We start from the raw sequence: 25565 nt of genomic DNA on the forward strand, positions 1-25565 counted from the left end.
ACGCCTACGGTCTGACCGCCGCCGATCGGGTGCTGCAGAAGACGCCGGCGTCGTTCGATGTGTCGGTGTGGGAGTTCTTCTGGCCGTTCGCGGTCGGTGCGGGGCTGGTCGTCGCCGAGCCGGGGGCGCACCGCGACCCCGCCCGCCTGGCCCGGCTCATCGCCGAACAGGACGTGAGCACGGTGCACTTCGTACCGTCCATGCTCCGCGCCTTCCTGGAGGACCCCGCGGTCGCCGCCGCCCCGGTCCCGCCGTCGCTGCGCCGGGTGTTCGCCTCCGGGGAGGCGCTGGGCGCCGATGCGGCGGAGCGGTTCGCCGAGGTGCTGCCGGGCGTGGGCCTGCACAACCTGTACGGCCCGACCGAGGCCGCCGTGGACGTCACCTGCTTCGATGCACTCCGGCCGCCTGCCATCGCGGCACAGGGCGCCGCCGCCGGCACAGTCGGAGACGTCCGCGACTCGGAGAACACGGGGAACACCGATCCGAGCGCGGCCGCCGTCCTCCGGCCCACCGCTTCCAGCGGGCCGGGCTCGCCGACCGGCGAGACGGCACACGGCGAGGCCGCCGATGCGGACGGAGGCGTCCATGGCCGGGAGAGCGCCGGTGTCCTTTCCACCGGTGCGGTCGGCAGGGCGGGAGAGGTCCTCTCTCCCCTTTCTCCCGCCTCCTCCGGTGCCGGTGGCTCGGTGCCGATCGGGGCGCCGGTGTGGAACACCCGGGTCTACGTGCTGGACGGGGCGCTGCGGCCGGTCCCGCCGGGCGTCCCGGGCGAGCTCTACCTGGCCGGGGCGCAGCTGGCCCGCGGCTACGCCGGCCGCCCCGACCTGTCCGCCGACCGGTTCGTGGCCTGCCCGTTCGGTGAACCGGGCGAGCGGATGTACCGCACCGGCGACCTGGTCCGATGGGGCAAGGCCGGGCCGGACGGCCTGCCCGGCCCGATCGAGTTCCTCGGCCGCACCGACTTCCAGGTCAAGATCCGCGGCCTGCGAATCGAACTCGGCGAGATCGAGGACGCCCTGGGCCGGCTGCCCGGGGTGGGCGGCGCCGTCGCCGCCGTGCACGGCGGAGCCTCCGGCTCCCCGCGGATCACCGGCTACGCGGTGCCGCGCGCCGGGGCCGCCCCCGACCCCGGCGAGCTGCGCCGGGGCCTGGCCGAGCGGCTGCCGGACCACATGGTCCCCGCCGAGATCCTCGTCCTCCCCGAGTTCCCGCTCACCCCCAACGGCAAGCTGGACCGCCGCGCGCTGCCCGAACCCGCCGGCCCCGCCGCCGGGGAGCGCCCCGGCCGGGCCGCCGAAGGGCCGGCGGAGGAGCTGCTCTGCGGCCTCTTCGCCGAGGTCCTCGGGGCGGGGCCGGTCTCCGCCGACGACGGCTTCTTCGCCCTGGGCGGCGACAGCATCCAGGCGATCCGCCTGGTCGGCCGGGCCCGCGCCGCCGGCCTGGAGCTCACCCCCGCCGACGTGTTCACCGAGCAGACCCCGGCCGGCCTGGCCGCGGTGGCCTCCGAGGTCTCCGAAACCCCCGCCGGACCGGACGCCGAGGACACCGGAACGGTGCCGTTCACCCCGGTCATGCACTGGATGCTGGAACGCGGCGGACCGTTCGCCCGGTTCAGCCAGTCCATGGTCGTGCACACCCCCGCGGCCGCCGGCCCCGGGCGCCTGGAGCGCACCCTGCAGGCGGTGCTGGACGCGCACCCGATGCTCCGCTCCCGCCTGGTCCTCCCGGAAGGCGGCGCCGACAGGGGCGGCGCCGCGGGCGCGGCCGGGGACGGGCCGAGGCTGGTCGTCGCCGACCCCGGGGCGGTCCGCGCCGCGGACGTGCTGAGCAGCAGGGACGCGCGCGGACTGGACGGGGAGGCGCTGGCCCGCGCCGCCGCCGAGGCCGCCGGACACGCCCAGGGAGAACTCGACCCCGAGGGCGGGGCCATGCTCCGGGCCGTCCTGCTGGACCGGGGGGCCGCCCCCGGGCGGCTCGTCCTCACCGCGCACCACCTGGTCGTCGACGGGGTGTCCTGGCACATCCTCCGCGGCGACCTGGCGGCCGCGTGGAAGGCCGCCGCGGCCCCCGGCCCGGTCTCGCTCCCCGCGGCGCCGGCCACCTTCGAGCGGTGGGCGCGCACCCAGGCCGGGCGGGACCGCTCCGCCGAACTGCCGCACTGGCTGGAGGCCGTCGCCCCCGTCCCCGCCTGCGAACCCGCCCCCGACCCGGACCGCGACACCGCGGCGACGCTGCGCCGCACCACCGTCCGGCTCGACCCGGAGACCACCGGCGCGCTGCTCGGCCGGGTGCCCGCCCTGTTCAACGCGGCCGTCGACGACGTGCTGCTGAGCGCGCTCGCGCTGGCCTTCGCCGAGTGGCGGTCCGGGCGCGGCGCCGACCCCGGCGCCCCGCTCCTGATCGACATGGAGCGGCACGGCCGCGACCAGGACGGCGCCCCCGGGGTCGACCCGACCGGCACCGTCGGCTGGTTCACCGCCGTGCACCCGGTGCGGCTGGACACCGCCGGGCTCGACCCGGCCCGCGCCCGGGCCGGCCGGAGCGACGCCGGCGACGCCCTCAAGCGGGTCAAGGAGCGGCTGCGCGCGGTCCCCGGCGGCGGAACCGGCCACGGCCTGCTCCGCTACCCGGCGGGCGGCCGCCCGGGCGAGCCCGGGCTCGCCGCCGGCGCCGCCCCGGTGCTGCTCTTCAACCACCTCGGCCGGATCACCGCCGCCGCGGAGGGCGAGGAGTGGGGGGCCGCCCCGGAGACCGGTTCGCTGCCGCCCGGCACCGACCCGCAGGCCCCGGTGGCCTACCCGTTCGAGGTGGTGGCCGCGGTCCACGACGGCCCCGGCGGGCCGGTGCTCACCGCGACCTGGGCCTGGCCCGGCCGGCTGTTCACCGACGCCGAGGCGGGCGCCCTCGCCCGGGGCTGGCTGGACCAGCTCGCCGGCGCGGCCGCGCACGCCGACGACCCCACCGCCGGCGGCCGCACCCCCTCCGACCTGACCTTCGGCGGGCTCGCGCAGGACGAGATCGACGAATTCGAGGCGGAATGGGACCTCTGACCGGAGAGGGCGCCCCGCCGCCCCGCACCCCCGCCGCAACCGACCCAGGACGTCCAGAAAGGCGAACCCACGTGAGCAGCGCATCCGGACTGGAGGACATCCTCCCGCTGACGCCCCTCCAGGAGGGGCTGCTCTTCCACAGCGGACTCGGCGGGGGCGCGGCCGACGCCTACAACGTCCAGGTCGCCCTCGAACTGGACGGCCCCCTCGACGCGGCCCGGCTGCGCCGCGCCGCCGACGGGCTGCTCCAGCGCCACCCCCAGCTGCGGGCGGCCTTCCGCCGCCGGAAGAACGGCCAGCCGGCCGCCCTGATCGGCCGCTCGGTCCCGGCCGCCTGGCGGGAGGCCGAGGCCTCCGGCGGCGAACTGGACGCCCTGCTCGAAGCGGAGCGGGCCGCCCGCTTCGACCTGGCCCGGCCCCCGGCGATCCGGTTCGTGCTCGTCCGCACCGCCCCGGACCGGCACGTGCTGGCCGTCACCCACCACCACATCCTGCTCGACGGCTGGTCGCTGCCGCTGCTGGTGCGCGACCTGTTCCGGATCTACGCGGCGGACGGGCCCGACCGGCCGCCCCGCCCCGCCCCCTACCGGCACTACCTGGCCTGGCTGAGCGCCCGGGACCGCCCCGCCGCCGAGCAGGCCTGGCGCGAAGCACTGCGCGACCTGCCCGGACCCACCCGCCTGGCCGAGGCGGTCCCGGCCGAACCGTCCGGGCCGTCCGGGCCGCTCCCCGGGGACGGCCCGGACGGCCCCGGCCCGCGCTCTTCCCCGGCGCGGGCCGGGGCGGGCGGCGCCGCGCCCGAGGCCGACCCGCAGGGCGTCGTGGTGGACCTCCCCGCCGAGCTGAGCGGCCGGATCGAGCGGGTCGCCCGGGAGCGCGGCGTCACCCCCAACACGGTGCTGCAGGCGGCCTGGGGGCTGCTGCTGGCCCGGCTGCTCGACACCGGCGACGTGGTGTTCGGCACCACCGTGTCCGGCCGCCCCGCCGAGCTGCACGGCGCCGAGTCGATGATCGGCCTGTTCATCAACACCGTCCCGGTGCGGGTGGCGCTGCGCCGCGGGGAGAGCGCCGCCGGCCTGCTCACCCGGATCCGCGACGAGCAGGCCCGCCTCCTGGACCACGTCCACCTCGGCCTCGCCGACATCCAGAGCGCGGCCGGCGCCGCCGACCTGTTCGACACCCTGCTGGTGTTCGAGAACTACCCGCTGGAGGGCGCCGACCCGGCCGAGGGCGTGCCGGGCCTGGCGGCGCGGGTGCGCGGCTCCGCCGACGCCACCCACTACCCGCTGTCCGCCGCGGCAGTGCCCGGCGGCGCCCCCGGCGGCGGGCTCCGGCTCAAGCTGGGCCACCGCCCCGACCGGGTGCCCGCCGGGTTCGCCCGACGCGCCGCCGGCTGGCTGACCGGGCTGCTCGACGCGATCACCGCCGACCCGGACGCCCCCGTCTCCGCGCTCGCCCTGGGCGGCCCCGGCGAACGGGAGGAGCTCGCCCGTACCGAGTCCGGCGGCCCGGTGGACGTGCCCCCGGCCACCTTCCCCGAGCTGTTCGAGCGCCGGGTCGCCGCCGACCCCGGCGCCACCGCCCTCACCGGCAAGGGCGCCGCCTACACCGCCGCCGAGGTGGAGGAGCGCGCCAACCGGCTGGCGCACGCCCTCATCGCCCGCGGCGCCGGCCCGGAGCGCACCGTCGCGGTGGCGCTGCCGCGCTCCCCGGAACTCATCATCGCCCTGGTGGCGGTGCTCAAGTCCGGTGCCGCCTACCTCGCCCTGGACCCGGCCCACCCCGACGAGCGGATCGCGGTGATGCTCGCCGACGCCGACCCGGTGTGCGCCCTCGCCTCCGACGGGCTGGCCGAGCGGATCGCCGGCCTCACCGGTGCCCCGCTGCTCGTCCCGGACGGCCGGGACGCCGCCGAGGCGGCCGCCGCCCGCGCCGACGCGCCGACCGACGCGGACCGGACCGCCCCGCTCACCCCGGACTCCGCCGCCTACGTCATCTACACCTCCGGCTCCACCGGGACGCCGAAAGGAGTCGTCGTCCCGCACGCCGGCATAGCCAAGCTGGCCGCCACCGCCCGGGACCGGATCGGCGCCGCCGAGGGCGCGCGCATCTCCCAGTTCGGCTCGCCCGGGTTCGACGTCGCGTTCTGGGAGATGTGCATCGGCCTGCTCGGCGGAGGCCGCCTGGTGGTGGTCCCCGACGAGCTCCGGGTGCCCGCCCCGCCGCTCGCCGACTTCCTGCACGAGCAGGGCGTCACCCACGCCGCCCTGCCGCCGGCGCTGCTCTCCGCGCTGCCCGAGGACGTCGAGCTGCCCGCCGGCATGACGGTGCTGGCCGGCACCGAGGCGGTGCCGCCCGCCCTGGTCCGCCGGTTCGCCGCCCGCGGGCCGATGTTCAACTGCTACGGCCCCACCGAAGGCATCGTCAACGCCACCATCGGCGCCTGCGGCCCCCGCCCCGGCGAGCGGGTGCCCATCGGCCGCCCCGACCCCGGGGTGCGCGCCCGCGTCCTCGACCGCGGCCTGCGCCCGGTCCCGCCCGGCGTCCCCGGCGAGCTGTACCTGGCCGAGGCCGACCCGGGGCGGGCCGCCGTACTGGCCCGCGGCTACCTGAACCGGCCCGGCCTCACCGCGGCGCGGTTCACCGCCGACCCGGACGGCCCGCCCGGGGCGCGCATGTACCGCACCGGCGACCTGGTCCGCTGGAACGGCGACGGGGAGCTGGAGTTCCTCGGCCGCACCGACAACCAGGTGAAGATCCGCGGCTTCCGGGTCGAACCGGAGGAGGTGGAGGCGGCGCTGGCGGCGCTGCCCGGGGTCGCCGCCGCGGCCGTGGCGGTGCGCACCGACGGCTCCGGGTCCGCGGCGCTGGTCGGCTACGCGGTGCCCGCCGAGGGCGCCGACGCCTCCCCGGCGCGCCTGCGCGACCTGCTCGCCGAGCGGCTGCCCGCCGCCATGGTGCCCGCGGCGGTGGTGCCGATGGAGGCGCTGCCGGTGCTGCCCAACGGCAAGGTGGACCGCTCCGCGCTGCCCGGGCCCGACTTCGCCGCGCTCGCGGTCCGCCGCCCCGCCCGCGACCCGGTCGAGCAGCTGCTCTGCGACCTCTTCGCGGACGTGCTGGGGGTGCCCGAGGTCGGCATCGACGACGACTTCTTCGCGCTCGGCGGCCACTCGCTGCTGGCCGGCCGCCTGGTCGCGCGGATCCGCTCCGCGCTGGGCCGCGAGGTCGCGCTGCGCACCGTCTTCGACGCGCCCACCGTGGCCCGCCTGGTCCGCCGCCTCGGCGCGGATCGGGCCCGCCCCGCGCTCCGCCCGGCCGGGGAGGCGGAGCGGCGCCCGCTCTCCTACGCCCAGCGGCGGATGTGGTTCCTGTACCGGCTGGACGGGCCGAGCGCCACCTACAACATTCCGTTCTGTGCCCGCCTCACCGGCCGGCTCGACGTGCCGGCGCTGCGCGCCGCGCTCGGCGACCTCACCGACCGGCACGAGCCGCTGCGCACCGTCTTCCCCGACGAGGACGGCGCGCCCTACCAGCGCATCCTCGCCCCCGAGCAGGGCCGCCCCGAGCTGCCGGTGATCGACATCGCCGAAGACGGGCTCGACGGGGCGCTGGCCGAGGCCGCCGCCACCGGGTTCCGGCTGGAGTCCGAGCCGCCGCTGCGCGCCCTGCTGTACCGGCTCGGCCCCGACGACCACGTGCTGCTCATCGTGGTGCAGCACATCGCCGCCGACGGCTGGTCGGCCCGGCCGCTCCTGCGCGACCTCGGCGCCGCCTACACCGCGCGGCACGCCGGCTCCGCACCGGACTGGGCGCCGCTGCCGGTGCAGTACGCCGACTACGGCGCGCACCAGCGGGCGCTGCTCGGCTCCGAGGACGACCCGGACAGCGAGGCGTCCCGGCAGGCCGGCTTCTGGCGGGAGGCGCTGCGCGGGCTCCCCGAGGAGCTGCCGCTGCCCACCGACCGCCCCCGCCCGGCGGTGGCCCGCGGCGCCGGGGACGCGGTCCGCACCGAGCTGGGCCCCGAGCTCAACGCCCGGCTGCGCGAGCTGGCCGGCTCCGCCGGGGTGAGCACCTTCATGGTGCTGCAGGCCGCGGTCGCCGGCCTGCTCACCCGGCTGGGCGCCGGCACCGACGTGCCGCTGGGCACCCCGGTGGCCGGCCGGGACGACGCCGAGCTGGACGACCTCGTCGGGTTCTTCGTCAACACCCTGGTGCTGCGCACCGACACCTCCGGCGACCCCGCGTTCACCGAGCTGCTGTCCCGGGCCCGCGCCACCGGCCTGGCCGCCTACGAGCACGCCGGCATCCCCTTCGAGCGCCTGGTCGACCTGCTCAACCCGGTCCGCTCGATGAGCCGGCACCCGCTGTTCCAGGTGATGCTGGCCTACCAGCGGGGCCCGCGCACGCCCCCGGAGATGGCCGGGCTGGGCGTCCGCCCGCACCCGGTGCGCGCCGACGCGGCAAAGTTCGACCTGGCCTTCGAGTTCTCCGACGCCGCCGGCGCGGGCGGCATGGAGTGCGCCCTGGTCTACGCCACCGACCTGTTCGACCGCGCCACCGCGGAGAACATCCTGGTCCGGCTGGAGCGGCTGCTGGAGGCGGTGGCCGCCGACCCCGGGACGCGGCTGGGCCGCATCCCGCTGCTCGGCGCCGACGAGCGGCGCGCCCTGGCCGCCGCCGCCCAGGGCCCGGACGTCCCCGCCGAGCGGGTCACCCTGCCGGAGCTGTTCGAGCGCCGGGTCGCCGAGGACCCGGCCGCCCCCGCGGTGCTGTGCGGCGCCGACGAGTGGAGCTTCGGCGAGCTCGACGCCCGCGCCAACCGGCTCGCGCACGAGCTCATCGCGCGCGGCGCCGGCCCCGAGGACCTGGTCGCCCTGGTGCTGCCGCGCACCGCGCACACCGTCGCGGCGATCCTGGCGGTGCTCAAGTCCGGCGCGGGCTACCTGCCGATCGACCCGGCCTACCCCGACGACCGGATCGCCGGGATGCTGGCGGACGCCGCGCCCGCGCTGGTCGTCACCGACCCGCGGCTGGAGGAGCGGGTCGCCGCCCTCGGCGGGCCGCCCCGCCTGGTGCTGGACGGCTCCGCCGGGGCGGGCCGCCCCGCAACCGCGCCCACCGACGCCGATCGCCGCGCCCCGCTGCGCGACGACTGCGTCGCCTACACCATCTACACCTCCGGCTCCACCGGCCGCCCCAAGGGCGTCCAGGTGCAGCACCGCAGCGTGGCCAACCTGTTCGCCTCGCACCGGGAGACGCTCTACCTGCCCACCCGGCGCCGCGCCGGGCGGGACCGGCTGCGCGTCGGCCACTCCTGGTCGTTCGCGTTCGACGCGTCCTGGCAGCCGCAGCTGTGGCTACTCGACGGGCACGCCCTGCACATCGTCACCGAGGACGAGATGCACGACCCCGAGCTGCTGGTGCGCCGGCTGCGCGAGGAGCGCATCGACTTCATCGAGACGGCGCCCTCGCACGCCGCCCAGCTGCTCGCCGCGGGCCTGGGCGTCCCCGGCGAGGACGGCTCCCGCGGCGCCCCGCTCACCATGGGCGTCGGCGGGGAGGCGGTGCCGCCGACCCTGTGGAACCGGCTGCGCGACCTGCCCGGCACCGCGGTGCACAACCTCTACGGGCCCACCGAGACCACCGTGGACGCGCTCTCGGCCCGGCTGGACGAGAACGGGCGGCCGGTGATCGGCCGGCCCACCGCCAACACCCGCGCCTACGTGCTGGACGAGCGGCTGCGCCCGGTGCCGGCCGGCGTGGTCGGCGAGCTCTACCTGGCCGGCGCCGGGGTGGCCCGCGGCTACCTGGGCCGGTTCGGCACCACCGCGGAGCGGTTCACCGCCGACCCGTTCGGCGCCCCCGGCGAGCGGATGTACCGCACCGGCGACCTGGTCCGGCGGCTGCCCGACGGGTCGGTCGACTACATCGGCCGCTCCGACGACCAGGTGAAGGTGCGCGGCTTCCGGATCGAGCTGGGCGAGATCGCCGCCGCCCTGGAGGAGCACCCGGCGGTGGCCGCCGCCGCGGTGGACACCTGGGAGCCGTCCCCGGGGGACCGGCGGATCGCCGCCTACACGGTGCCCGCGCCCGGCGCCGGGGAGCAGGCCGCCGACCCCGCGGTGCTCCGCCGGCACCTGGCCGAGCGGCTGCCGGACTACATGCTGCCCGCCGCCTACACCGCGATCGGTGCGCTGCCGCTGACCGCGCACGGGAAGCTGGACCGGGACGCGCTCCCGGTGCCCGAGGCGGCGGCCGCCGCCCCCGGCCGGCCGCCGCGCACCACCCGCGAGGCGCTGCTGTGCTCGCTGTTCGCCGAGGTCCTCGGGGTGCCCGAGGTCGGGGCGGACGACGACTTCTTCGCCTCCGGCGGCCACTCCATGCTGCTGGTGCGGCTGCGCGCCCGGATCGCCGCGGAGACCGGGGCCTCCCCGTCCATCGCCGACCTGTTCGCCCACCCCACCCCGGCCGGCCTGGCCGCCCTGGCCGGACCGGGGGAGGAGGGGCCGCGGCTCCCCGACGGCGTGGTGCCGCTCCGCGCCGGCGGCACCGCCGCGCCGCTGTTCTGCGTGCACCCCTCCGGGGGCCTGGCCCTGGCCTTCGCCGGGCTGCGCCGGCACATCCGGGAGGAGCGGCCGCTGTACGGCCTGGAGTCGCCGGACCTGGCCGCCGCAACCGGCACCGGCGCCCCGCCCGCCTCGCTGGAGGAGCTGGCCCGGCACTACGTGCGGCGGATCCGGCGGGTGCGCCCGGACGGCCCCTACCACCTGGCCGGCTGGTCCTTCGGCGGGACGCTCGCCTACGCGATGGCCGGGGAGCTGGAGCGGGAGGGCGCCCGGGTGGGCCTGGTCGCGCTGCTGGACCCGCCGCTGCAGGGCGCCCCGGCCGGGGGCGGGCCGGAGGAGGGGCCGCCGGCCGGGGACGGGCCGGAGGAGGGGCCGCCGGCCGCCAACCACCGGCTCGCCGCCGAGCTGCTGGCCGGGCCGGCCGAACCGGGGGCGCCCCGGTACGGCGGCCCGGTGCTGCTGCTCACCGCCGAGGACGCCCCGGAGGGCGCCGCCGCGGCCTGGAAGGAAGCGGGCCCGGGCGAGGTCGCCGAGGTCGCGGTGGCCGCAGGGCACCTGCGGATGCTGGAGGGCGCGGGCCTGGAGGCGGTCGGCGCCGAGCTGGACGCCCGGCTGGCCGCCTGGGAGCGGGAGGCGGGCCGCTGACCGGAACGATCGGCCGGAAGGACCGGCCGGCAGGACCTGCCGGAATGACCGCCCGGAAGCCCCCGGCCGGAGGCATCGCCCGACGGTGCCGCCGAAAGGGCGGGACCGGCCTGGTAAGGCAAGGCTGTCCTACATGGATATAGGGTCGCCTCACTCGACCGCAGTCGATCTCTGAACGGAGCAGACGTTGTCCATCGACGTTCCCCCCACCCCGCCCGCGCGGCGCCGCTGGAGCCTCGGCGCCGCGGCGTGCGCCCTCGCCTTCGCCGCCGCCGCGTGCGGCAGCGGCGGCGCGGACGCCGGCGCCGAGGGCGAGACCCGCTCCTTCGCCAGCGACCACACCGACGAAGAGGTGCGGATCCCCGCCGAGCCGAAGCGCATCGTCGCGATCGGCTGGGCGGTCACCCCGCTCATCTCGGTCGAGGAGGCCGAGCTGGTCGGCGTCTCCCGGGGCACCCAGGACATGAGCCTCACCCCGGAGGAGCTGGAGCGGGTCGAGGAGCTGCCCGACGTCGGGACCGACCTGGAGATCAACATCGAGCAGGTCGCCGAGCTCGAACCGGACCTGATCGTCTCCGGGCTGGCCTCCGCCATGGAGTACGACTACTCCGAGCTGGAGAAGATCGCGCCGGTCGCGGTCGCCGCGATGAACGAGCCGGCCGAGTGGAAGGAGATGAACGAGCGGGTCGCCGACGCCGCGGGGGTCGCCGACGCCCACGCGGAGCTGATCGAGAAGTACGACCGCCGGGCCGCGGAGATCTCCGAGGAGTACGCCGACGTCCTGGAGGAGACCGACTTCGCCGCGGTGGCCGCCTACGGCGACGGCAACTGGACGCTGGAGCACGAGAAGTCCTTCGGGCCCAACATCCCCTCCGACGCGGGGCTGCGCTTCAGCGAGGAGGCCGAGGACGGCGCGTTCAGCGAGAGCCACGCCGTGGAGGACCTGGACATCCTGAACGGCTACGACGCGGTCCTGGTCCGCGAGGAGGACGGCGAACCGGAGGCCGAGATCGGCAAGATCATGGAGCAGGGCCCCTGGAAGGAGACCGGCCCGGCCAAGGACGACAAGGTCTTCGCGGTGCCGCAGCTGGGCGCGATGAGCTACACCACCGGCATGCTCGTCTTCGACGAACTGGAGAAGCGCGTGCTGGAGAAGCTCTGACCCCGCCCGGAACGGCCCCGGGCGGCCCGTCCGCCCTGGGGCTCCCCGGCCCCGGCTCCTCCTGTTCCCCGGAGCGCTTCCGGCGGCCCGGGGGAGCGGGGTTCCCCGCCGGGAGGGAAAGGGGGGCGGGGCCGGGGCGCCGGTGCCCGGAGTCTCCCGGTCCCCGGTTCCGCCTGCTCCCCGGAGCGCTTCCGGCGGCCCGGGGCGGGCGGGACTCCTCCCCGCCCTCCGGGAGGGAAAGGGGCCGGGCACCGGTTCCGGTTCCAGGCGCGGCCGCCAGCCCCCGGGGGTCTCCCCGGAGTCCCGCCCGCCCGTGCCGGGCGGCCCAGGCGGGCGGCGTCCGGGCGGCGGTGCGATGATCGTGCCCGCCGGACCGGTGCCGAGCCGGCGCCGGCCTCCGCCGGAGCCGCCGAAAACGCAGTACGAGAACGCAGTACCGAGCCAGTGACCACCACGGAGGTGAACCGACGGTGCCGGACAGCACCCGAGCGCCCTGGCGCTCACCCAGGGAGATCGATGCGGGCCCCGAGGCGTTCGCCGCGGGGCCGCCTCCGGTGCCGGTCCGGGCGGCGCCGTTCGAGGTGCGGGTCGCCTCCGCCGAAGGACCGGACCTGGAGCTCGTGCACGCCTGGATGAACCGCCCGCACGTCGCGGACTTCTACGACCAGGCCTGGTCCCGGGAGCGGTGGGCCGAGGAGCTGGCCGGGCAGGCGTCCGGTACGTTCTCCCGCCCGCTCATCGTCTCCGAGGACGACGCGGACATCGCCTACATCGAGCTGTACCGGGCGGCCCGCGACGTGGTCGGCCGCACCTACCCGGCCGAACCGCACGACGTCGGGCTGCACATCGCCATCGGCCGCCGGGTGGACACCGGCCGCGGCACCGGCACCCGGATCTTCCAGGCGCTGACCCGCGCCGTGTTCGAGGCCGACCCGCGGTGCGCCCGAGTGCTGATCGAGCCGGACACCGCGAACGCCGCGGTGCGCAAGGCCGCGCAGCGGGCCGGGCTCCGCTTCGGCGGGGAGGTCGATCTGCCGCACAAGCGCGCCGCCCTCTACTTCAAGGAGCGCGCCGCCGCTCCGGAAGGCGGCGAAGCGGCGCGGTGAGGCGGCTCCGGGCCGCCTCCCTGGCCATCGACCTGAGCCCGCTGCGGGCCGGCGGCGGGTTCCGCATCCTGTTCGCGGTCCGGCTGGTCTCGCTGCTCGGCGGCGGATACCGGATGGTGGCGCTGCCGCTGCAGGTGTACGCGATGACCGGCTCCTCGGTGCTGGTGGCCAGCGTCAGCGCGGTCAACGGGCTGAGCTCGTTCGCCGGGACGCTCGGCGGCGGGCTGCTCGCCGACCGGGTGGACCGGCGCCGCCTGATGCTGGCCGCGCTGCTCGCCGAGACCGCCGTGGTGTCGGGGTTCGCACTCAACACGGTGCTGCCGGGCGGCCCGCGGCTGGAGGTGATCTACCTCTGCGCGGCGGTCAACGGCTGCTTCGGCACCACCGGGCTGCTCGCCCAGCAGGCGATGGTCCCGGCGCTGGTCGGCCGGGACCGGCTGCCCGCGGCGGGCGCCCTGTTCGCGCTGACCGCGCAGGCCGGCGCGGTGGTCGCGCCGGCGCTGGGCGGGCTGGTGATCGCCACCGCCGGCATCGCGGCGGGGTTCGCCGGGACGGCGCTGGTCGCCGCGGCGGCCTCGGCGTCGGTCCTGTTCCTGCCCGCCGCCCGGCCGGACGGCGGGGAGCGCGGCGGCGGCCTGCGGGCCGCCTCGGCGGGGCTGCGGTTCGCGGTGCGCGACCCGTTGGTGCGACCGCTGATGGCGCTGGGCTTCACCCAGGCGGTGCTGGCCCTGCCGCTGGTGCTGATCCCGGAGTTCACCGACCGGGTGCTGGAGGCGGGCGCCCGAGAGGCCGGGCTGCTCTACTCCGCCCCGGCGGCCGGGGCGATCCTCGCCTCACTGACCAGCGGCTGGACCGGGCGGGTGCCCAGGCCCGGCGCGGTGGTCTGCGGCGCCGTCGCGGGCTGCGGCGCGGCGGTGGCGGCGCTCGGCGCCAGCCCTTCCCTGCCGTTCGCGCTGGCCGCCCTGCTGGCGCTGGGCTGCGCCCAGGCGGTGGAGGAGATCCTGCGCTACGCCCTGGTCCAGGAGCGCACCCCGGACGCGCTGCGCGGCCGGGTCAGCGGGGTCTGGCTGGCCCAGGCCACGGTCGGCGGTTCGCTGGGGGTGAGCGTGATGGGGGCGCTGGCCGGCCTGCTCGGCCCGGCGGCGGCCCTGCTCGCCGCCGGATCCGCCTGCACCGCCGTGGTCGCCGCGATCACCGCGGCCGACCCCGCCCTGCGCCGCCTGCACCGCCCGGCCCCGCCCACCTGATGATCTTGACGTGCGGGGGTAACGGGGCGCCCTCATACCCCCGCCACGTCAAGATCATCGGAAGCGGCGGCGGAGTCCAGTCGGAAGTGCCAGAGCAGGATGGCGGGCACCCCCGCCTCGGCGGCCCGCGCGGCCTCGGGGACCAGCCCGGCCAGCGACCACGGCCAGGTCTCCCAGGGGGCCGCCCCCGGTCCGGCGGCGTCCTGGCCGGAGCCGGGCTCCGGAACCGGGGCCGGGGGCTCCTCGCAGCTCAGCGGATGGAACCCGGCGGCCAGGGCGGCGCGCAGGTAGTCCCCGGTCCGGTGGCGGTGCGCGACCAGGCGGGCGGGGCTCCCATCGGCCAGGCGCACCGGCGGGACCAGGCCCCGCGCCACCCGCTCGGGGTGGACGTCGGTGACCACCAGGTGCCCGCCGGGCCGCAGCACCCGGGCGAATTCGGCCAGCGCCGGGCCCAGGTCGGGCAGGTGCGTCAGGGCGAGCGAGCAGACGGCCAGGTCCGCGGAGCCGTCGCCGGCCGGCAGCCGGTACAGGTCGCCGACGCGGAACCCGGCTCCCGGCACGCGCCGGCGTGCCCCCTCCAGCATCTCCGGGCTGACGTCCACCCCCGTGACCCGGTACCCCTGCCCGGCCAGCAGCTCGGCGACGCGGCCGGTGCCGCACGCCGCGTCCAGCGCGTCCCCGGGCGGCAGCGCGCCGGCGACCCGGCGGATGAACGGGGCGTCGAGGTCGAACAGCGGATTGGGGCCGTCGTAGGTCGCGGACCAGATCCGGTACCCCTCGACGGCGTCCGCCTCGGCCACCTCCACGGCCTCCTCCGGCGCCGGGCCGCCGTCGAGCAGCCGGCGGATCTCGGCGATGCGCGCCTCGGTGAACGCGCGGTCGTGCTCGCCGGTGAAGGCGCGCATGAGAGCGATGCCCTCCAGGGCGAGGGCGTAGGCCAGCGGGCTCTCGTAGGTCACGGGCGGATGCTAATCGCGGCCGCTCCCGCCGGACCACCGGTTTTCCCTGTCGGCAGGGCCGGGGAGCGGGAAAGGCCACACAGGCAGGTCTAAGGGAAGGCTTGCCTAATACCGAATGATGCGGGAAAGTGGCCCGGGGCGCGACGGGCGCCCCGGGTCCGCTCCATGCCGGGCGGGCCCCGTCCCGAGGCGGACGGCCGGATGGAACGGAAGCGAGGAGCGCGACCGATGACCAACCCCTTCGACGACCCCGAGGGCACCTTCCTGGTGCTGGTCAACGATGAGGACCAGTACTCGCTGTGGCCGGAGTTCGCGGAGGTCCCGCAGGGCTGGACCACCGTCTACGGGCCCGCCGACCGGACCTCGGCCCTGGAGCACATCGAGGCAAACTGGACCGACCTGCGGCCGCGGAGCCTGCGCGAGGCCATGGAGGGCGCCGGCGCCTCCACCGGGGCATGACCGGTCGCGGCCCCCGGCTGCGCAGCGCCCTGGGCCGCACGGCGATCGACGTCTCCCCGCTCCGGCTGAGCAGGCCGTTCCGGATCGTGTTCACCGCGCGGACCCTGTCGGTGTTCGGGCTGGGCTTCGCGCTGGTGGCGCTCCCCCTGCAGGTCTACTCGCTGACCGGGTCGTCCGCGCTGGTGGCGCTGGTCAGCGCGGTGGGCGGGATGTCGGTGCTGGGCGGAACCCTGGTCGCCGGCGTGCTGGCCGACCGCCACCCCCGGCGCACCCTCATCGTCACCGGGCGGCTCGCCGCCACCGTCGCGTTCACCGGGCTCGCCCTCAACGCGCTGTGGCCGGAGACCCCCGCCACCCTGTGGATCATCGCCGGCTGCGCGGCCCTCAACGGCTTCCTCGGCACCTTCAGCCAGGTCGCCCTGCAGGCGGCGGTGCCCGGCCTGATCCCGCGCGACCGGCTCCCCGCCGCCGGCGCGCTGCTCGCGCTGACCGGCAAGCTCGGCGGCATCGCCGCGCCCGCCGCGGGCGGCGCGCTGATCGCCGCCTGGGGGTACCCGGCGGTCTATGCGATCACCGCGGTGGCGTCCGCGGCGACCACGGCCCTGGTGGCCCGGCTGCCCGAGATGCGCCCGGAGAGCGGCGCGGACGCCCCCCGCTCACCGCTCGCCGCGATCGGCGACGGCCTGCGCTTCGCGGTCCGGGACCGCATCGTCGGCCCGGTGCTGCTGCTCGGCTTCGTCCAGCTGCTGCTCGCCGCGCCCTACGTGCTCATCCCGGAGATCGCCGACCGGGTGCTCGGCGGCGGCGAGCAGACCGCGGGGCTGCTCTACTCCGCCTCCGCGGTGGGCGCCGTCACCGCCTCGCTGACCAGCGGCTGGACCGGGAGCCTGCGGCGCCGCGGGGCGGTGCTGCTCGGCGCGGTGGCGCTCTGCGGCGCGGCCACCGCCGGCCTGGGCGCGAGCACCGCCCTGGCCGCGGCCGCCGTCGCGCTCGCCGCCCTCGGCCTCGCCGAGATCATCGAGGAGATCCTGCGCTTCGCGCTGCTGCAGACCAGCACCCCCGACACGATGCGCGGGCGGGTGAACAGCCTCTGGACCGCGCAGAACAGCGTCGGCGGCTCCCTGGGCGGCCTGGTGCTGGGCGGCCTGGCGGCCGCCGCCGGACCCGGCGCGGCGCTGCTGGCCGGGGGTGCCGCGGCGGTCGCGCTGACCGCCGCCGTGGCCGCGGCCTTCCCCGGCCTCAGGCGCGCCGGGGAGCCGGCCGTGCCGCCGCCCCGCGCCCCCGCCGAGCAGGCCGCCGCCGCATCCCCCGAGCAGAAGAAGGAGAACGCCTGATGGCCGCCGCCGTCACCGAACCGCACCTGGAGTGGTACCCGCTCAAGCCGCGCACCCTGCGGGTCCGCGATGTCGGCAGGGTCACCCCGAGGATGATCCGGGTGGTGCTGACCGGGCCCGACCTGGAGGGCTTCCGCACCGACAACTTCGACGACCACGTCAAGGTCTTCCTGCCCGAGGAGGGCAGCCGGATCCCGGCCCTGCCGCGGGTCTCCCCGGACGGCCGGTGGAACCTGCGCGACCCCGCGCTCACCTACCGGGACTACACGGTGCGCCGCTACGACCCGGACGCCGAGGAGCTCGTCCTCGATTTCGTCGCGCACGACCACGGGCCGGCCGGCCGCTGGGCCCTGGACGCCCGCCCCGGCGACGAGCTCGGCGTGCTCGGCCCGCGCGGCACCGTGCACATCGACCACGGCTACGACTACCACCTGCTCGGCGCGGACGAGACCGCGCTGCCCGCCGTGGCCCGCAGGCTGGAGGAGCTGCCCCGGGACGCCCGGGTCTTCGCGTTCTGCGAGGTGGCCGACGCCGAGGAGGAGCGCTACATCGACGCGCCCGCCGGGGCGTCCATCACCTGGCTGCACCGCGGCGGCCGCCCCCTCGGCGAGGCGCTGCTGGCCGCCCTGCGCGACTTCGAACTCCCCGAGGGCGACGGTTACGCCTGGTGCGCGGGGGAGGCGGTGATGCTCAAGCCGATCCGCCGCCACCTCAAGGAGCGCGGCTTCGTGCGCAACTCCACCTGCACCGTCGACGGGTACTGGCGGAGGGGTACCGTCAACCACGACCACCACGAGGAGGACGGCGACGAGTGACGGCGCGGGGGCAGGGCGCCGGTCCGCCGCGCGCCGCCCCCGCGTGCACCGCACCGCGGCGCGCAGGCCATCATGGTGGGCGCACGGGACCTCATCCGAGGCCTGTAGACATCGAACACCGCGAAACGAGGACCGAGCTATCGTGCAGCGCACCCTCATCAACGGAAAGATCCACCGCGCCACGGTGACCCAGGCCGACCTGCACTACGTCGGGTCGATCACCATCGACGCCGACCTGATGGAGGCGGCGGACATCGTCGACGGCGAGCAGGTGCACGTCGTCGACATCGACAACGGCAGCCGGCTGACCACCTACGCCATCACCGGCGAGCGGGGCAGCGGAGTGATCGGGATCAACGGCGCCGCGGCCCACCTGGTCCAGCCGGGCCACCTGGTGATCATCATGTCCTACGCGGTGCTGGACGACGCCGAGCGCCGCACGCACACGCCCAGCATCGTGCACGTCGACGGCGGCAACCGGATCGTGGAGCTGGGCGACGACCCGGCCGAGCCGGTCCCCGGCTCCGGCCTGCTCTCCGGCGCGGGCGGCGCCCGCCCGCGCGAGCGCGTCTGACCCCCGCCTCCGGCGCCCCGCCCGAGGGGCGCCGGAGGCGGACCTGTCCAGGGGACCCGGCTGTCCACAACCGGACCGCACCGGGCCGCCGCGCGCCGCCCGCGCCGGGTATGGCCGTCCCTGCGATGGAACCCGACGAGGACCGGCGCCGCGTGGCGGCGCACATCGAATGGCAGAAGCAGGGCGCGTGGACCGTCCTCTGGGGCGGCTACACCCGCCGCTACTGGGCGTTCGCCCGCTGGCCCCTCCCGCCCGGCGGCGCGGTCGTCTCCGCCCCCGACCCGGACGCGCTGTACGCGGAGATGCGCCACGCCGAACGCGAGCACGGCTACCTCCAATGGCGCCACCGGAACCGCGGCTGAGCCCCGCCCCGGCGGCGGACCGCGCCGAGGGCGCCCGCCCCGCCCCGTGCCGGGCAAGAGACGGCCGCGACCGGGGCCCGAGCCGCCTCCCCGGTGCCCCCGCCCGGGCGGCGGCCGCATGACCGGGGCGGAAAGGCCCCGACTCCGCGCCGCCGGAGCGGGGCGGCGCGCGGACCGAGCGGACAGGGCGGTGCGGACACCGGCGGCCGGGGCGGCGGAGCACCGCGACGGAGACGGCGGGCGCCGGGGTCCGCCCGCTCCCTGACCCGGTCGGTGCCGTGTCCGGTCCGACGGTCGCCGACCGGTCGCCGGCCTTCCGTTTCCGGGAGAAGGCGCGGACGCCGGGCCGCGTCCGCCTTTCAGGAGCGTGCCCGGGAGCCGGGGGAGCCGGAGGAGCCGGGGTGTTTCCGCGCGGCTGAGCGCCGATGGGAAGAGCCGGGCGAATCGGGGCGTTTCTCAGAGGGCGCCCCGGTGGGGGCCGGGCAGGAGCGGCCCCGGGGCGCTCACTACGCTTGCTGGGTCATCGGACCTCTGTGCGGGGTCCGGGCCGGAACGGACGAGGGAGGCGGCGGTGGGCCGGGTGAAGCGGAGATGACCGCGGCGGAGGAGGCGGCACCGGCCCGCGGGGCGGCGCCCGATCCCGTCCGGGTCCAGCGCAAGGCCGTCACCGCACTGGTGATCGCGCAGGTCATCGGCGGTCTCGGGGTGGGGTCGGCGCTGTCGGTCGGCGGCCTCATCGCCGAGGACCTGACCGGATCGCAGACCTGGGCCGGGATGGCCACCACCACCATCACGCTCGGTGCGGCGCTGTTCTCGCTGCCGCTCGCCGGGCTGGCCGCGCGCCGCGGGCGCCGCCCGGGGCTCGGCCTGGGCTGGATGATCGCCGCGCTGGGCGGTGCGGTCGCCATCGCCGGGGCGCAGGCCGGGTACTTCCCGGTCTTCCTGGCCGGCATGGCCCTCTACGGGTCGGGCACCGCCACCAACCTCCAGGCCCGGCACGCCGCGGCCGACCTGGCCGCGGAGCGCACCCGGGGCCGGGACCTCTCCCTGGTGGTGTGGGCGACGACGATCGGCTCGGTCATCGGCCCCAACCTGACCGGCCCCGGCGCGGCGGTCGCCTCCCGCCTCGGCCTGCTCGACCTGCTCGGCCCGCTCCTCTTCTCCACCGTCGCCTTCACCCTGGCGGGCCTGGTCACCTTCCTGCTGCTCCGCCCGGACCCGCTGCTGCTCGCCCGCGAGCTGGAGACGGGCGGCGGCGGCCCGGCGGCGCCGGCCAAGGCGTCGCCGCGCGCCTCGATCGCGGTGATCGCGCGCAACCCGCGCGCCCTGCTCGCGCTGGTCGGCACGGTCGCCTCGCACACGGTGATGGTCGCGGTGATGACCATGACCCCGGTGCACATGGCGCACGGCGGCGCGGAGCTCACCGTCATCGGGCTGACCATCAGCCTGCACATCGCCGGCATGTACGCCTTCTCGCCGCTGGTGGGCTGGCTCTCCGACCGGATCGGCCGGGTCCCGGTGCTGTTCATCGGGCAGGGCGTGCTGCTCGCCGCGGCCGCGGTCGCGGGCACCGCGGGGCACAGCACCGTCCTGGTCACCACCGGCCTGGTCCTGCTCGGCCTGGGCTGGTCCTTCGGCCTGGTCTCCTCGTCCGCGCTGCTCGCCGACTCCCTGGCCCCGCACGAGCGGCCGGGCGCGCAGGGCGTCACCGACCTGCTGATGAACCTCGGCGGGGCGGCCGCGGGCGCCGCCTCCGGCGCGGTCCTGGCCGGGCTGGGCTTCGGCGGCCTGAACGCCTTCGCGGCGCTGTTCGTCCTCCCCGTGGTCCTGCTCGCCCTCCGGGCCCGCCGCCCCCGCTGAACGGAGCGATGGCCGTGACGCTGCGGCCCGGTCAGAGCGCTCTGACCGGGCCGCAGCGTCACGGCCATCGGGAGGGGCGGGCCCCGGGGATCAGGGGGCCAGGGCCGGGTTGCGGATCCACTCCTGCAGTTCGGCCTTGCGGTCGATGTCGCACTTGAGCGGGCAGGTGGTGCAGAAGCCGTGCTCCGGGTCGCCCTTGTAGTCGAAGCAGCAGGTGCCGCGGACCGCCCAGGTGCCGCGCGGGTGGCCGTCGCGGAACGGGAAGAGGCGCGGGCGGGCGCGGGTGACGGCGCCCGCCTCGATGAGCGCGTCGCCCAGCTCCCGGGCCAGGGTCCAGGCGTCCTCGGCGTCGTGGCCGAGGAACCGGGCCGGGTTCAGCATGTAGAAGTGGGCGGTGTCCAGCACCCAGCCCCACAGCGTGCGCAGGCCCACCCGGGTGTGCGCGTGGACCGCGTCGATGACCGGGGAGAAGGTGTCGACCGTGTGCCGCGCGGTCGCGGCGAGCAGTTCGCCGCGATCGGCCACCGGCAGGGCGTCGGGGTGCGCCGCGGCGGGGTCGCCGGCCAGGACCGCGGTCCGCGCGGAGGTGACGGTGGGCGTGCCGAACCTGCGGGCCGAGGAGAGCCAGGGGAACCAGAGGTGCTCGGCGTCGAGCAGCGGGGCGCGGCCGGTCAGGTAGACGCCCGCGGAGACCAGGAAGATCGGCTCGCGCAGCACGGCGCGGAGGAACGCGGTGGCGGCGGGCAGCCGGTGCCCGGGGCCGTGCGCTGCGGTGAGCCGGTCGAACAGCACGGGGACGTCGCCGTCGGCCACCATGAAGTCGGTTCGGTACCACTGCTCCCCGGCAGGGTGCTCCGTGCCGGTGCGGACCTCGGGGGTGCGGATGTCCGGCAGCGGCGAGAACTTCAGCGGCGTGCAGGCGTCGACCACCGCCTGGAGCGGGTGCGGGGCCATGGCCATGCGGCGGAGCCCTTCCTGGACGACGGGGTGCGTTCGCGGCTGGACGGAGCGGTGCCCGATGGGCCACCGGGGACACCGGCTTTCACAGCCGCCTCTTAGCTGAGGCTACCCTAATGGCGAATCCGGCGGCAATGACCTGCGCGCTTTTCCGTGTGTCGGTGTGATGTCCCCAACACTATGCCCCTGATCCGGTCAGCCGGAATTGTGAGCTGCGGTACCGTCGTTGGAATCGGCGGCCCCGTCACGAGCGGGGCTCCGCGCGGAGCGCTGCCTCGCCCACCGACCGGTGCGGACCCCCCGGACGGTCGCGACTCCGCCCTCCGGCCCCCGACCCAGGGGCCGAGACCCCAGCGCAGCCCTGGCGCCGCGCTGCCCGCGTGCCCTGAGAACCAGGGCGAGGAGAGGCGAGACCGAATGCGGAACCACCCCAAAGGGCTGATCACCCTTGCCGGGACCGAGATGAACGAGCGCCTGTCGTTCTACGGGATGCGCGCGATCCTGGTGCTCTTCCTGGCGGCGGCCGTCACCGACGGCGGCATGGGGCTGGATCCGGGTACGGCGACCGCGGTGGTCGGCCTCTACCTGGCGATGAGCTACTTCACCGCGCTGCCCGGCGGCTGGGTGGCCGACCGGCTGCTCGGCTTCCGCCGCACCGTGCTGGTCGGCGGCGTGGTCATCATGCTGGGCCACATCTCGCTGGCGATCCCGCTCGGCTCGGCCTTCGTCTGGCTGGGCCTGGCCCTGGTCTGCATCGGGACCGGGCTGCTCAAGCCGAACATCTCCGCCATGGTCGGCGAGCTCTACCAGGGCGACACCGACGCCCGCCGGGACGCCGGGTACTCGCTGTTCTACATGGGCATCAACATCGGTTCGGCGATCGGCCTGTTCGTCGTCGGCTACCTCGGCGAGCGGGTCGACTGGCACCTCGGCTTCGCGGTGGCCGCCCTCGGCATGGGGCTGGGCCTGGTGCAGTACGTGCTCGGCCAGCGGCACCTCAAGGGCGCCGGCGACCTGCCGACGCGCCCGCTGGTCGAGGGGGAGCGCGGCCGCCTGCTGCGCATCGCGGCCCTGGCCGTCGCGGCGGTCCTGATGGCCGGCGTCGTCGCCGCGTTCACCGGCACCCTCAGCATCGACAACGTCACCTACGTGCTCACCGCGTTCTCGGTGGTCGTGCCGATCGCCTACTTCTTCTACATGTTCGTGGTCCGCCGCGAAGACGTCACCGCCGAGGAGCGCCCCAAGCTCAAGGCGTTCGCCTGGCTCTTCATCGCCTCGGCCGTGTTCTGGATGATCTTCGACCAGGCGGCCGGCCCGCTCACCCTGTTCGCGCAGAACCACACCGACCTGCACGTGGGCGGCTTCGAGGTCCCGGCGAGCTGGACCCAGGCGGTCAACCCGGTCATGGTCATCGTGCTGGCCGGCGTGTTCGCGCTGGTCTGGGCGAAGCTGGGGGACCGGGTCGGCACCGGCCTCAAGTTCGCCGTCGCCCTGCTGCTCTGCGGCTTCTCCTTCGTCGTGATGAGCTGGGCCACCGCGGCCACCGACGGCGGCACCGTGAAGGTCAGCCTGCTCTGGCTGGTCGGGGTCTACCTGCTGCAGACCATCGCCGAGCTGTGCCTGTCCCCGGTCGGCCTGTCGATGACCTCCAAGCTCGCCCCGCAGGCCTTCAAGGCCCAGATGATGGGCATGTTCTTCCTGTCCATCACCGCCGGCGACGCGATCGGCGCCCAGGTCAGCCGGCTCCAGCCGGCGCTGGGCGGGAGCTACTTCCTGCTGCTGGGCGTGCTGGCCATGGTGTGCGGCGTAGCCCTGCTCTTCTTCGTCCGCCGGCTGCGCGGCCTGATGGGGGAGGGGCGCCCCGAGGTCGCGGTCGCGGCCTGACCCCCCGCCCCGCCCAGGGGCCCGGTGCCCGCCGAGGGGCGCCCGCCGGGTGGCGGGCGCCCCTCGCGCGTCCGGCGCCGACCCGGCTCAGCCGCCGGAGAGCATCCAGTGCCCGCGGTCGGACCAGCCGAGGAAGCGGCGGGCGCCGGGACCGCCGTCCCGGTCCGGGTCGCCGCCGTCCAGCACCGCGTCCAGCCCCTCCAGCACCGGGGAGAGCCGCTTCCAAGCGTGCCGGGGCAGGCCGCCGGCGTGCGCGTACATCCAGGACAGCGCCTCGCGCCGCTCGCCCGGGGAGCAGCGGTCCAGGAAGAACACCGCCTGCCGCCAGGCGTACGCGGCGTTCTTCACGTGCCCGAGCGGACCGGAGAGCCGGGGCAGCCGCTCCACGGTGCCCGCGGCCGCCGCGAAGGCGCGCCGGGCGAGCCCGGCCCACCCGTCGCTCCCCGGCCCGACCCCGGCGTACACCAGCACCGCGAGGTTGTGCGTGGTGAGGATCTGCTGCTGCTCGATCACCATGCCGGCGGCGGCCGCGCCCGCCCGCGACGCCCCTGCGCGCCTCCGGCACAGCAGGGCGAACGGTGACACGCCGACGGAGTCCCGGCCGGTGTCCCCGCCGTGGTCGAACAGCCCCTGGTAATCGATCCCGTAGTACTTCGCGTACAGCCCGCCGTCCAGCAGCAGGGCGGCGATCTCGGCGGCGCGGAGGAACTTCGGCGAGAACTCGCCCATGAAGATGTCGGCGGCGAGCTCCTCGGTGAACGGCAGGTCCAGCCCGGCGGCCCTGGACAGCGCGGAGAACTCGGCCACCAGCGGGTTGGGCGCGATGGTCCCGGGGAAGAGCGCCAGCGCGGCTCCGCCCGCCTCCAGCAGCACCGAGCGCGCGGCGGCTCCGCGCGCCTCCCGGCCGGTCCGGTGCGGCAGCAGCTCCTGGGTCCAGGGCAGCTCGTCCACCCGCACCTGCCGCTCCAGGCCGAGCAGGAGCAGCGAGCGGCGGTTGCGGAAGGCCCGGTAGTTCTCGGCCGCCAGCCGGCCCAGCGCGGGGTCGGCGGCGGACGCGGCCTCGGCCTCCGCGGACAGCGCCGGCACCAGTCCGGCCAGCACCTCGGCGGAGGGCACCAATCCCGCCTCCGCCAGCCCGTCCAGCGGCGCGGCCAGGGCGCGCAGGGTGATCGCGCGCAGCTTCGGCGGGATCGGCCGGCCCGCGGGCACCCCGAAGGCATCGGCCTCCTCCGCGGTGGTGGGGCCGAGCAGCTCCGCGGCGAGCGGGGTGCCGGTGGTCTGCGGCAGCGGCGCCAGCCGCGCGGACAGCAGCCGGCCGAGCACCCGGTGGGCGGGGGCGGCGGCGTGGGCCGCCTGCTCGGCGCGGAGCGCGCCGTGCCGCTCGGAGCCGGGCAGGCCGCGCTTGCGCACCATGGACCGCACGGCGTGCCGGAGCAGGCCGCGGCGGCGCGCGCCCACCCTGCCGTCCTCCACCGCCTCGCGCAGCGCGGCGAGCAGGATCGCCAGGTTCTCCTTGGGGCGGCGGTGCTTGGCGCACCGGGTGTGCTCGGCGGCGAGCCGGTCGTACTCGGCGAGCAGCCCGGCGCCGCGCTCGGCCCACCCCTCGGGGCGGCGGACGTCCGCTTCGCCGCCGTCGGCGGTGCGCAGCCAGTGCTCCAGGACCCGGTCGGCGAACGGGTTCCACACCGCCAGGGCCTCCCGCTGGGCGGCGACCCGCGGGTTCTCCTCACGGTCCCCCAGGTCGTCCCGGACGTCCTCGACGGTGCGCCGGTAGACGGCCCCGCCGAGCGGACGGCGGCCGGGGGCCGGGCGCGGGGTGAAGCACAGCTCCGCCGCGAACGGCTCGATCACCGAGAGCAGGCGCAGCGCGGCCGCGACATCCCCGGCGCGCACCAGCCAGGCCACCGAGAGCAGCGCGGCCTGCTCGGGCAGCTCCAGCTCGTAGTCGCCGCCGTCGAGCAGCGCGGTGAGCTCGGCGAGGCCCTCCTCGGTGAGGTGGCGGGCGTAGAGGGCGCGCCGGTCGGCGGGCAGTCCGAGCCGGGCGGCCAGCTCCTCCTCCTGCGGGCGGAGCGGACCGCCCGCGGCGGGGCGCCCGGTGGCGAAGCCGCCGTGCAGCACCTCCGGGGTGACCCAGGCGGGCATCCCCGCCACCGGGGTCCGGGAGCCGATGGCCAGCGTCCCGTCGGCCATACCGGCGACGACCCGCCGCCACGCCCCGGCCCGCTCGGCCGCGGCCGAGCGGACCCGGGGGTCCTCGTGGGTGAGGGCGGTGGTGAACGCCTCCGCCAGCCGGCCGGCCGGGTAGCCGGGACCGATCCCAGGGGAGCGGTTGATCTCGTCCATGCCGGTGTGGCGGGTCCTGCCCCCGCACCCTCCCGGTCCCGAGCCGGGCGCTCTGGCTGTTGAGCTACACACCGTGAGGCGCCGACGATAGCGCCGGAAGCCCGGGAGGGGAAAGGGGTTTTCCCGGCGGCGCCGCGGACAGCGGACCGCCCGCGGCACCCCACGGGGTGGAGGTCCAGGCGGGCGGCGAAGGCAGCGACGGGGACCGGCCGGTCGGTCCGGCGCGGCGCCCCACGGAGTGA

At 77.0% G+C, this 25565-nt stretch carries 15 protein-coding genes and 1 tRNA gene; 12 read left to right on the plus strand and 4 right to left on the minus strand.

From position 1 onward, the window contains the following. From D459_RS33065 to entS (D459_RS33070), 5 genes are all read left to right on the plus strand, one after another. Positions 1–3050 (plus strand): AMP-binding protein (locus D459_RS33065; protein ID WP_152523133.1); only part of this gene is annotated, 3050 nt, incomplete at its 5' end. Between the two features lie 71 nt (positions 3051–3121). Continuing rightward, positions 3122–10261 carry a non-ribosomal peptide synthetase gene (locus D459_RS0127470; protein WP_017596204.1) on the plus strand — a complete coding sequence of 2380 codons (7140 nt, stop codon included), beginning with the start codon at positions 3122–3124 and terminating at the stop codon, positions 10259–10261. A gap of 187 nt (positions 10262–10448) precedes the next feature. Next, positions 10449–11423: an ABC transporter substrate-binding protein gene (locus tag D459_RS0127475; RefSeq protein ID WP_017596205.1), complete on the plus strand. Its 975-nt coding sequence runs from the start codon at positions 10449–10451 to the stop codon at positions 11421–11423. 470 nt (positions 11424–11893) lie between these two features. Further along, positions 11894–12529 carry a GNAT family N-acetyltransferase gene (locus tag D459_RS0127480; RefSeq protein WP_017596206.1) on the plus strand — a complete coding sequence of 212 codons (636 nt, stop codon included), beginning with the start codon at positions 11894–11896 and terminating at the stop codon, positions 12527–12529. Further along, positions 12526–13776, plus strand: coding sequence for an enterobactin transporter EntS (gene entS, locus D459_RS33070; protein ID WP_017596207.1), 1251 nt, complete (start codon positions 12526–12528; stop codon positions 13774–13776). Before D459_RS0127480 ends, entS (D459_RS33070) begins: the two co-directional genes overlap by 4 nt. A 32-nt stretch (positions 13777–13808) precedes the next feature. Here entS (D459_RS33070) and D459_RS0127490 read toward each other — a convergent pair whose 3' ends face one another. Next, complete coding sequence (locus D459_RS0127490) at positions 13809–14735, minus strand: class I SAM-dependent methyltransferase (RefSeq protein ID WP_017596208.1); 927 nt, start codon at positions 14733–14735, stop codon at positions 13809–13811. 228 nt (positions 14736–14963) lie between these two features. Here D459_RS0127490 and D459_RS0127495 point away from each other — a divergent pair, with 228 nt between their 5' ends. The 6 genes from D459_RS0127495 to D459_RS0127520 all read left to right on the plus strand — a co-directional run bounded on the left by D459_RS0127495 (position 14964) and on the right by D459_RS0127520 (position 20139). Then, positions 14964–15194 carry an MbtH family protein gene (locus D459_RS0127495; protein WP_017596209.1) on the plus strand — a complete coding sequence of 77 codons (231 nt, stop codon included), beginning with the start codon at positions 14964–14966 and terminating at the stop codon, positions 15192–15194. Beyond that, positions 15191–16528, plus strand: coding sequence for an enterobactin transporter EntS (entS, locus tag D459_RS0127500; protein ID WP_017596210.1), 1338 nt, complete (start codon positions 15191–15193; stop codon positions 16526–16528). The genes D459_RS0127495 and entS (D459_RS0127500) overlap by 4 nt, the downstream gene beginning before the upstream one ends. Further along, positions 16528–17343: a siderophore-interacting protein gene (locus D459_RS0127505; RefSeq protein ID WP_017596211.1), complete on the plus strand. Its 816-nt coding sequence runs from the start codon at positions 16528–16530 to the stop codon at positions 17341–17343. Before entS (D459_RS0127500) ends, D459_RS0127505 begins: the two co-directional genes overlap by 1 nt. 142 nt (positions 17344–17485) lie before the next feature. Continuing rightward, positions 17486–17917, plus strand: a complete 432-nt coding sequence (gene panD, locus D459_RS0127510) for an aspartate 1-decarboxylase (protein ID WP_017596212.1) — start codon at positions 17486–17488, stop codon at positions 17915–17917. A gap of 125 nt (positions 17918–18042) precedes the next feature. Further along, positions 18043–18279: a hypothetical protein gene (locus tag D459_RS0127515; RefSeq protein WP_017596213.1), complete on the plus strand. Its 237-nt coding sequence runs from the start codon at positions 18043–18045 to the stop codon at positions 18277–18279. A gap of 591 nt (positions 18280–18870) precedes the next feature. Then, positions 18871–20139, plus strand: coding sequence for an MFS transporter (locus D459_RS0127520; RefSeq protein WP_017596214.1), 1269 nt, complete (start codon positions 18871–18873; stop codon positions 20137–20139). Between the two features lie 90 nt (positions 20140–20229). Here the strand turns inward: D459_RS0127520 and D459_RS0127525 are convergent, their stop codons facing one another. Beyond that, positions 20230–21099 (minus strand): (2Fe-2S)-binding protein, encoded by an 870-nt coding sequence (locus tag D459_RS0127525; protein ID WP_017596215.1) that lies wholly within the window; start codon positions 21097–21099, stop codon positions 20230–20232. A gap of 414 nt (positions 21100–21513) precedes the next feature. Between D459_RS0127525 and D459_RS0127530 the strand changes: the two genes are divergently transcribed. Beyond that, positions 21514–22980 (plus strand): peptide MFS transporter, encoded by a 1467-nt coding sequence (locus D459_RS0127530; RefSeq protein WP_017596216.1) that lies wholly within the window; start codon positions 21514–21516, stop codon positions 22978–22980. Between the two features lie 87 nt (positions 22981–23067). On the opposite strand, the gene D459_RS0127535 is transcribed toward D459_RS0127530, so the two are convergent. Further along, on the minus strand, positions 23068–25323 hold the full coding sequence (locus D459_RS0127535) for a hypothetical protein (protein ID WP_017596217.1): 2256 nt from the start codon (positions 25321–25323) through the stop codon (positions 23068–23070). A gap of 1 nt (position 25324) precedes the next feature. Further along, positions 25325–25397, minus strand: a tRNA-Pro gene (locus D459_RS0127540). Positions 25398–25565 lie beyond the last annotated feature (168 nt).

The organism is Nocardiopsis potens DSM 45234 (assembly GCF_000341105.1).
Lineage (GTDB): Bacteria > Actinomycetota > Actinomycetes > Streptosporangiales > Streptosporangiaceae > Nocardiopsis_A > Nocardiopsis_A potens.

Bases quoted from the DNA above. Each gene is read 5' to 3' on its own strand.
- D459_RS0127530 (WP_017596216.1), top strand. From the start codon at position 21,514: ATGCGGAACCACCCCAAAGGGCTGATCACCCTTGCCGGGACCGAGATG.
- D459_RS0127515 (WP_017596213.1), top strand. From the start codon at position 18,043: ATGGAACCCGACGAGGACCGGCGCCGCGTGGCGGCGCACATCGAATGG.
- D459_RS0127505 (WP_017596211.1), top strand. From the start codon at position 16,528: ATGGCCGCCGCCGTCACCGAACCGCACCTGGAGTGGTACCCGCTCAAG.
- D459_RS0127525 (WP_017596215.1), bottom strand. From the start codon at position 21,099: ATGGCCATGGCCCCGCACCCGCTCCAGGCGGTGGTCGACGCCTGCACG.
- D459_RS0127535 (WP_017596217.1), bottom strand. From the start codon at position 25,323: ATGGACGAGATCAACCGCTCCCCTGGGATCGGTCCCGGCTACCCGGCC.
- D459_RS0127495 (WP_017596209.1), top strand. From the start codon at position 14,964: ATGACCAACCCCTTCGACGACCCCGAGGGCACCTTCCTGGTGCTGGTC.
- entS (WP_017596210.1), top strand. From the start codon at position 15,191: ATGACCGGTCGCGGCCCCCGGCTGCGCAGCGCCCTGGGCCGCACGGCG.
- D459_RS0127520 (WP_017596214.1), top strand. From the start codon at position 18,871: ATGACCGCGGCGGAGGAGGCGGCACCGGCCCGCGGGGCGGCGCCCGAT.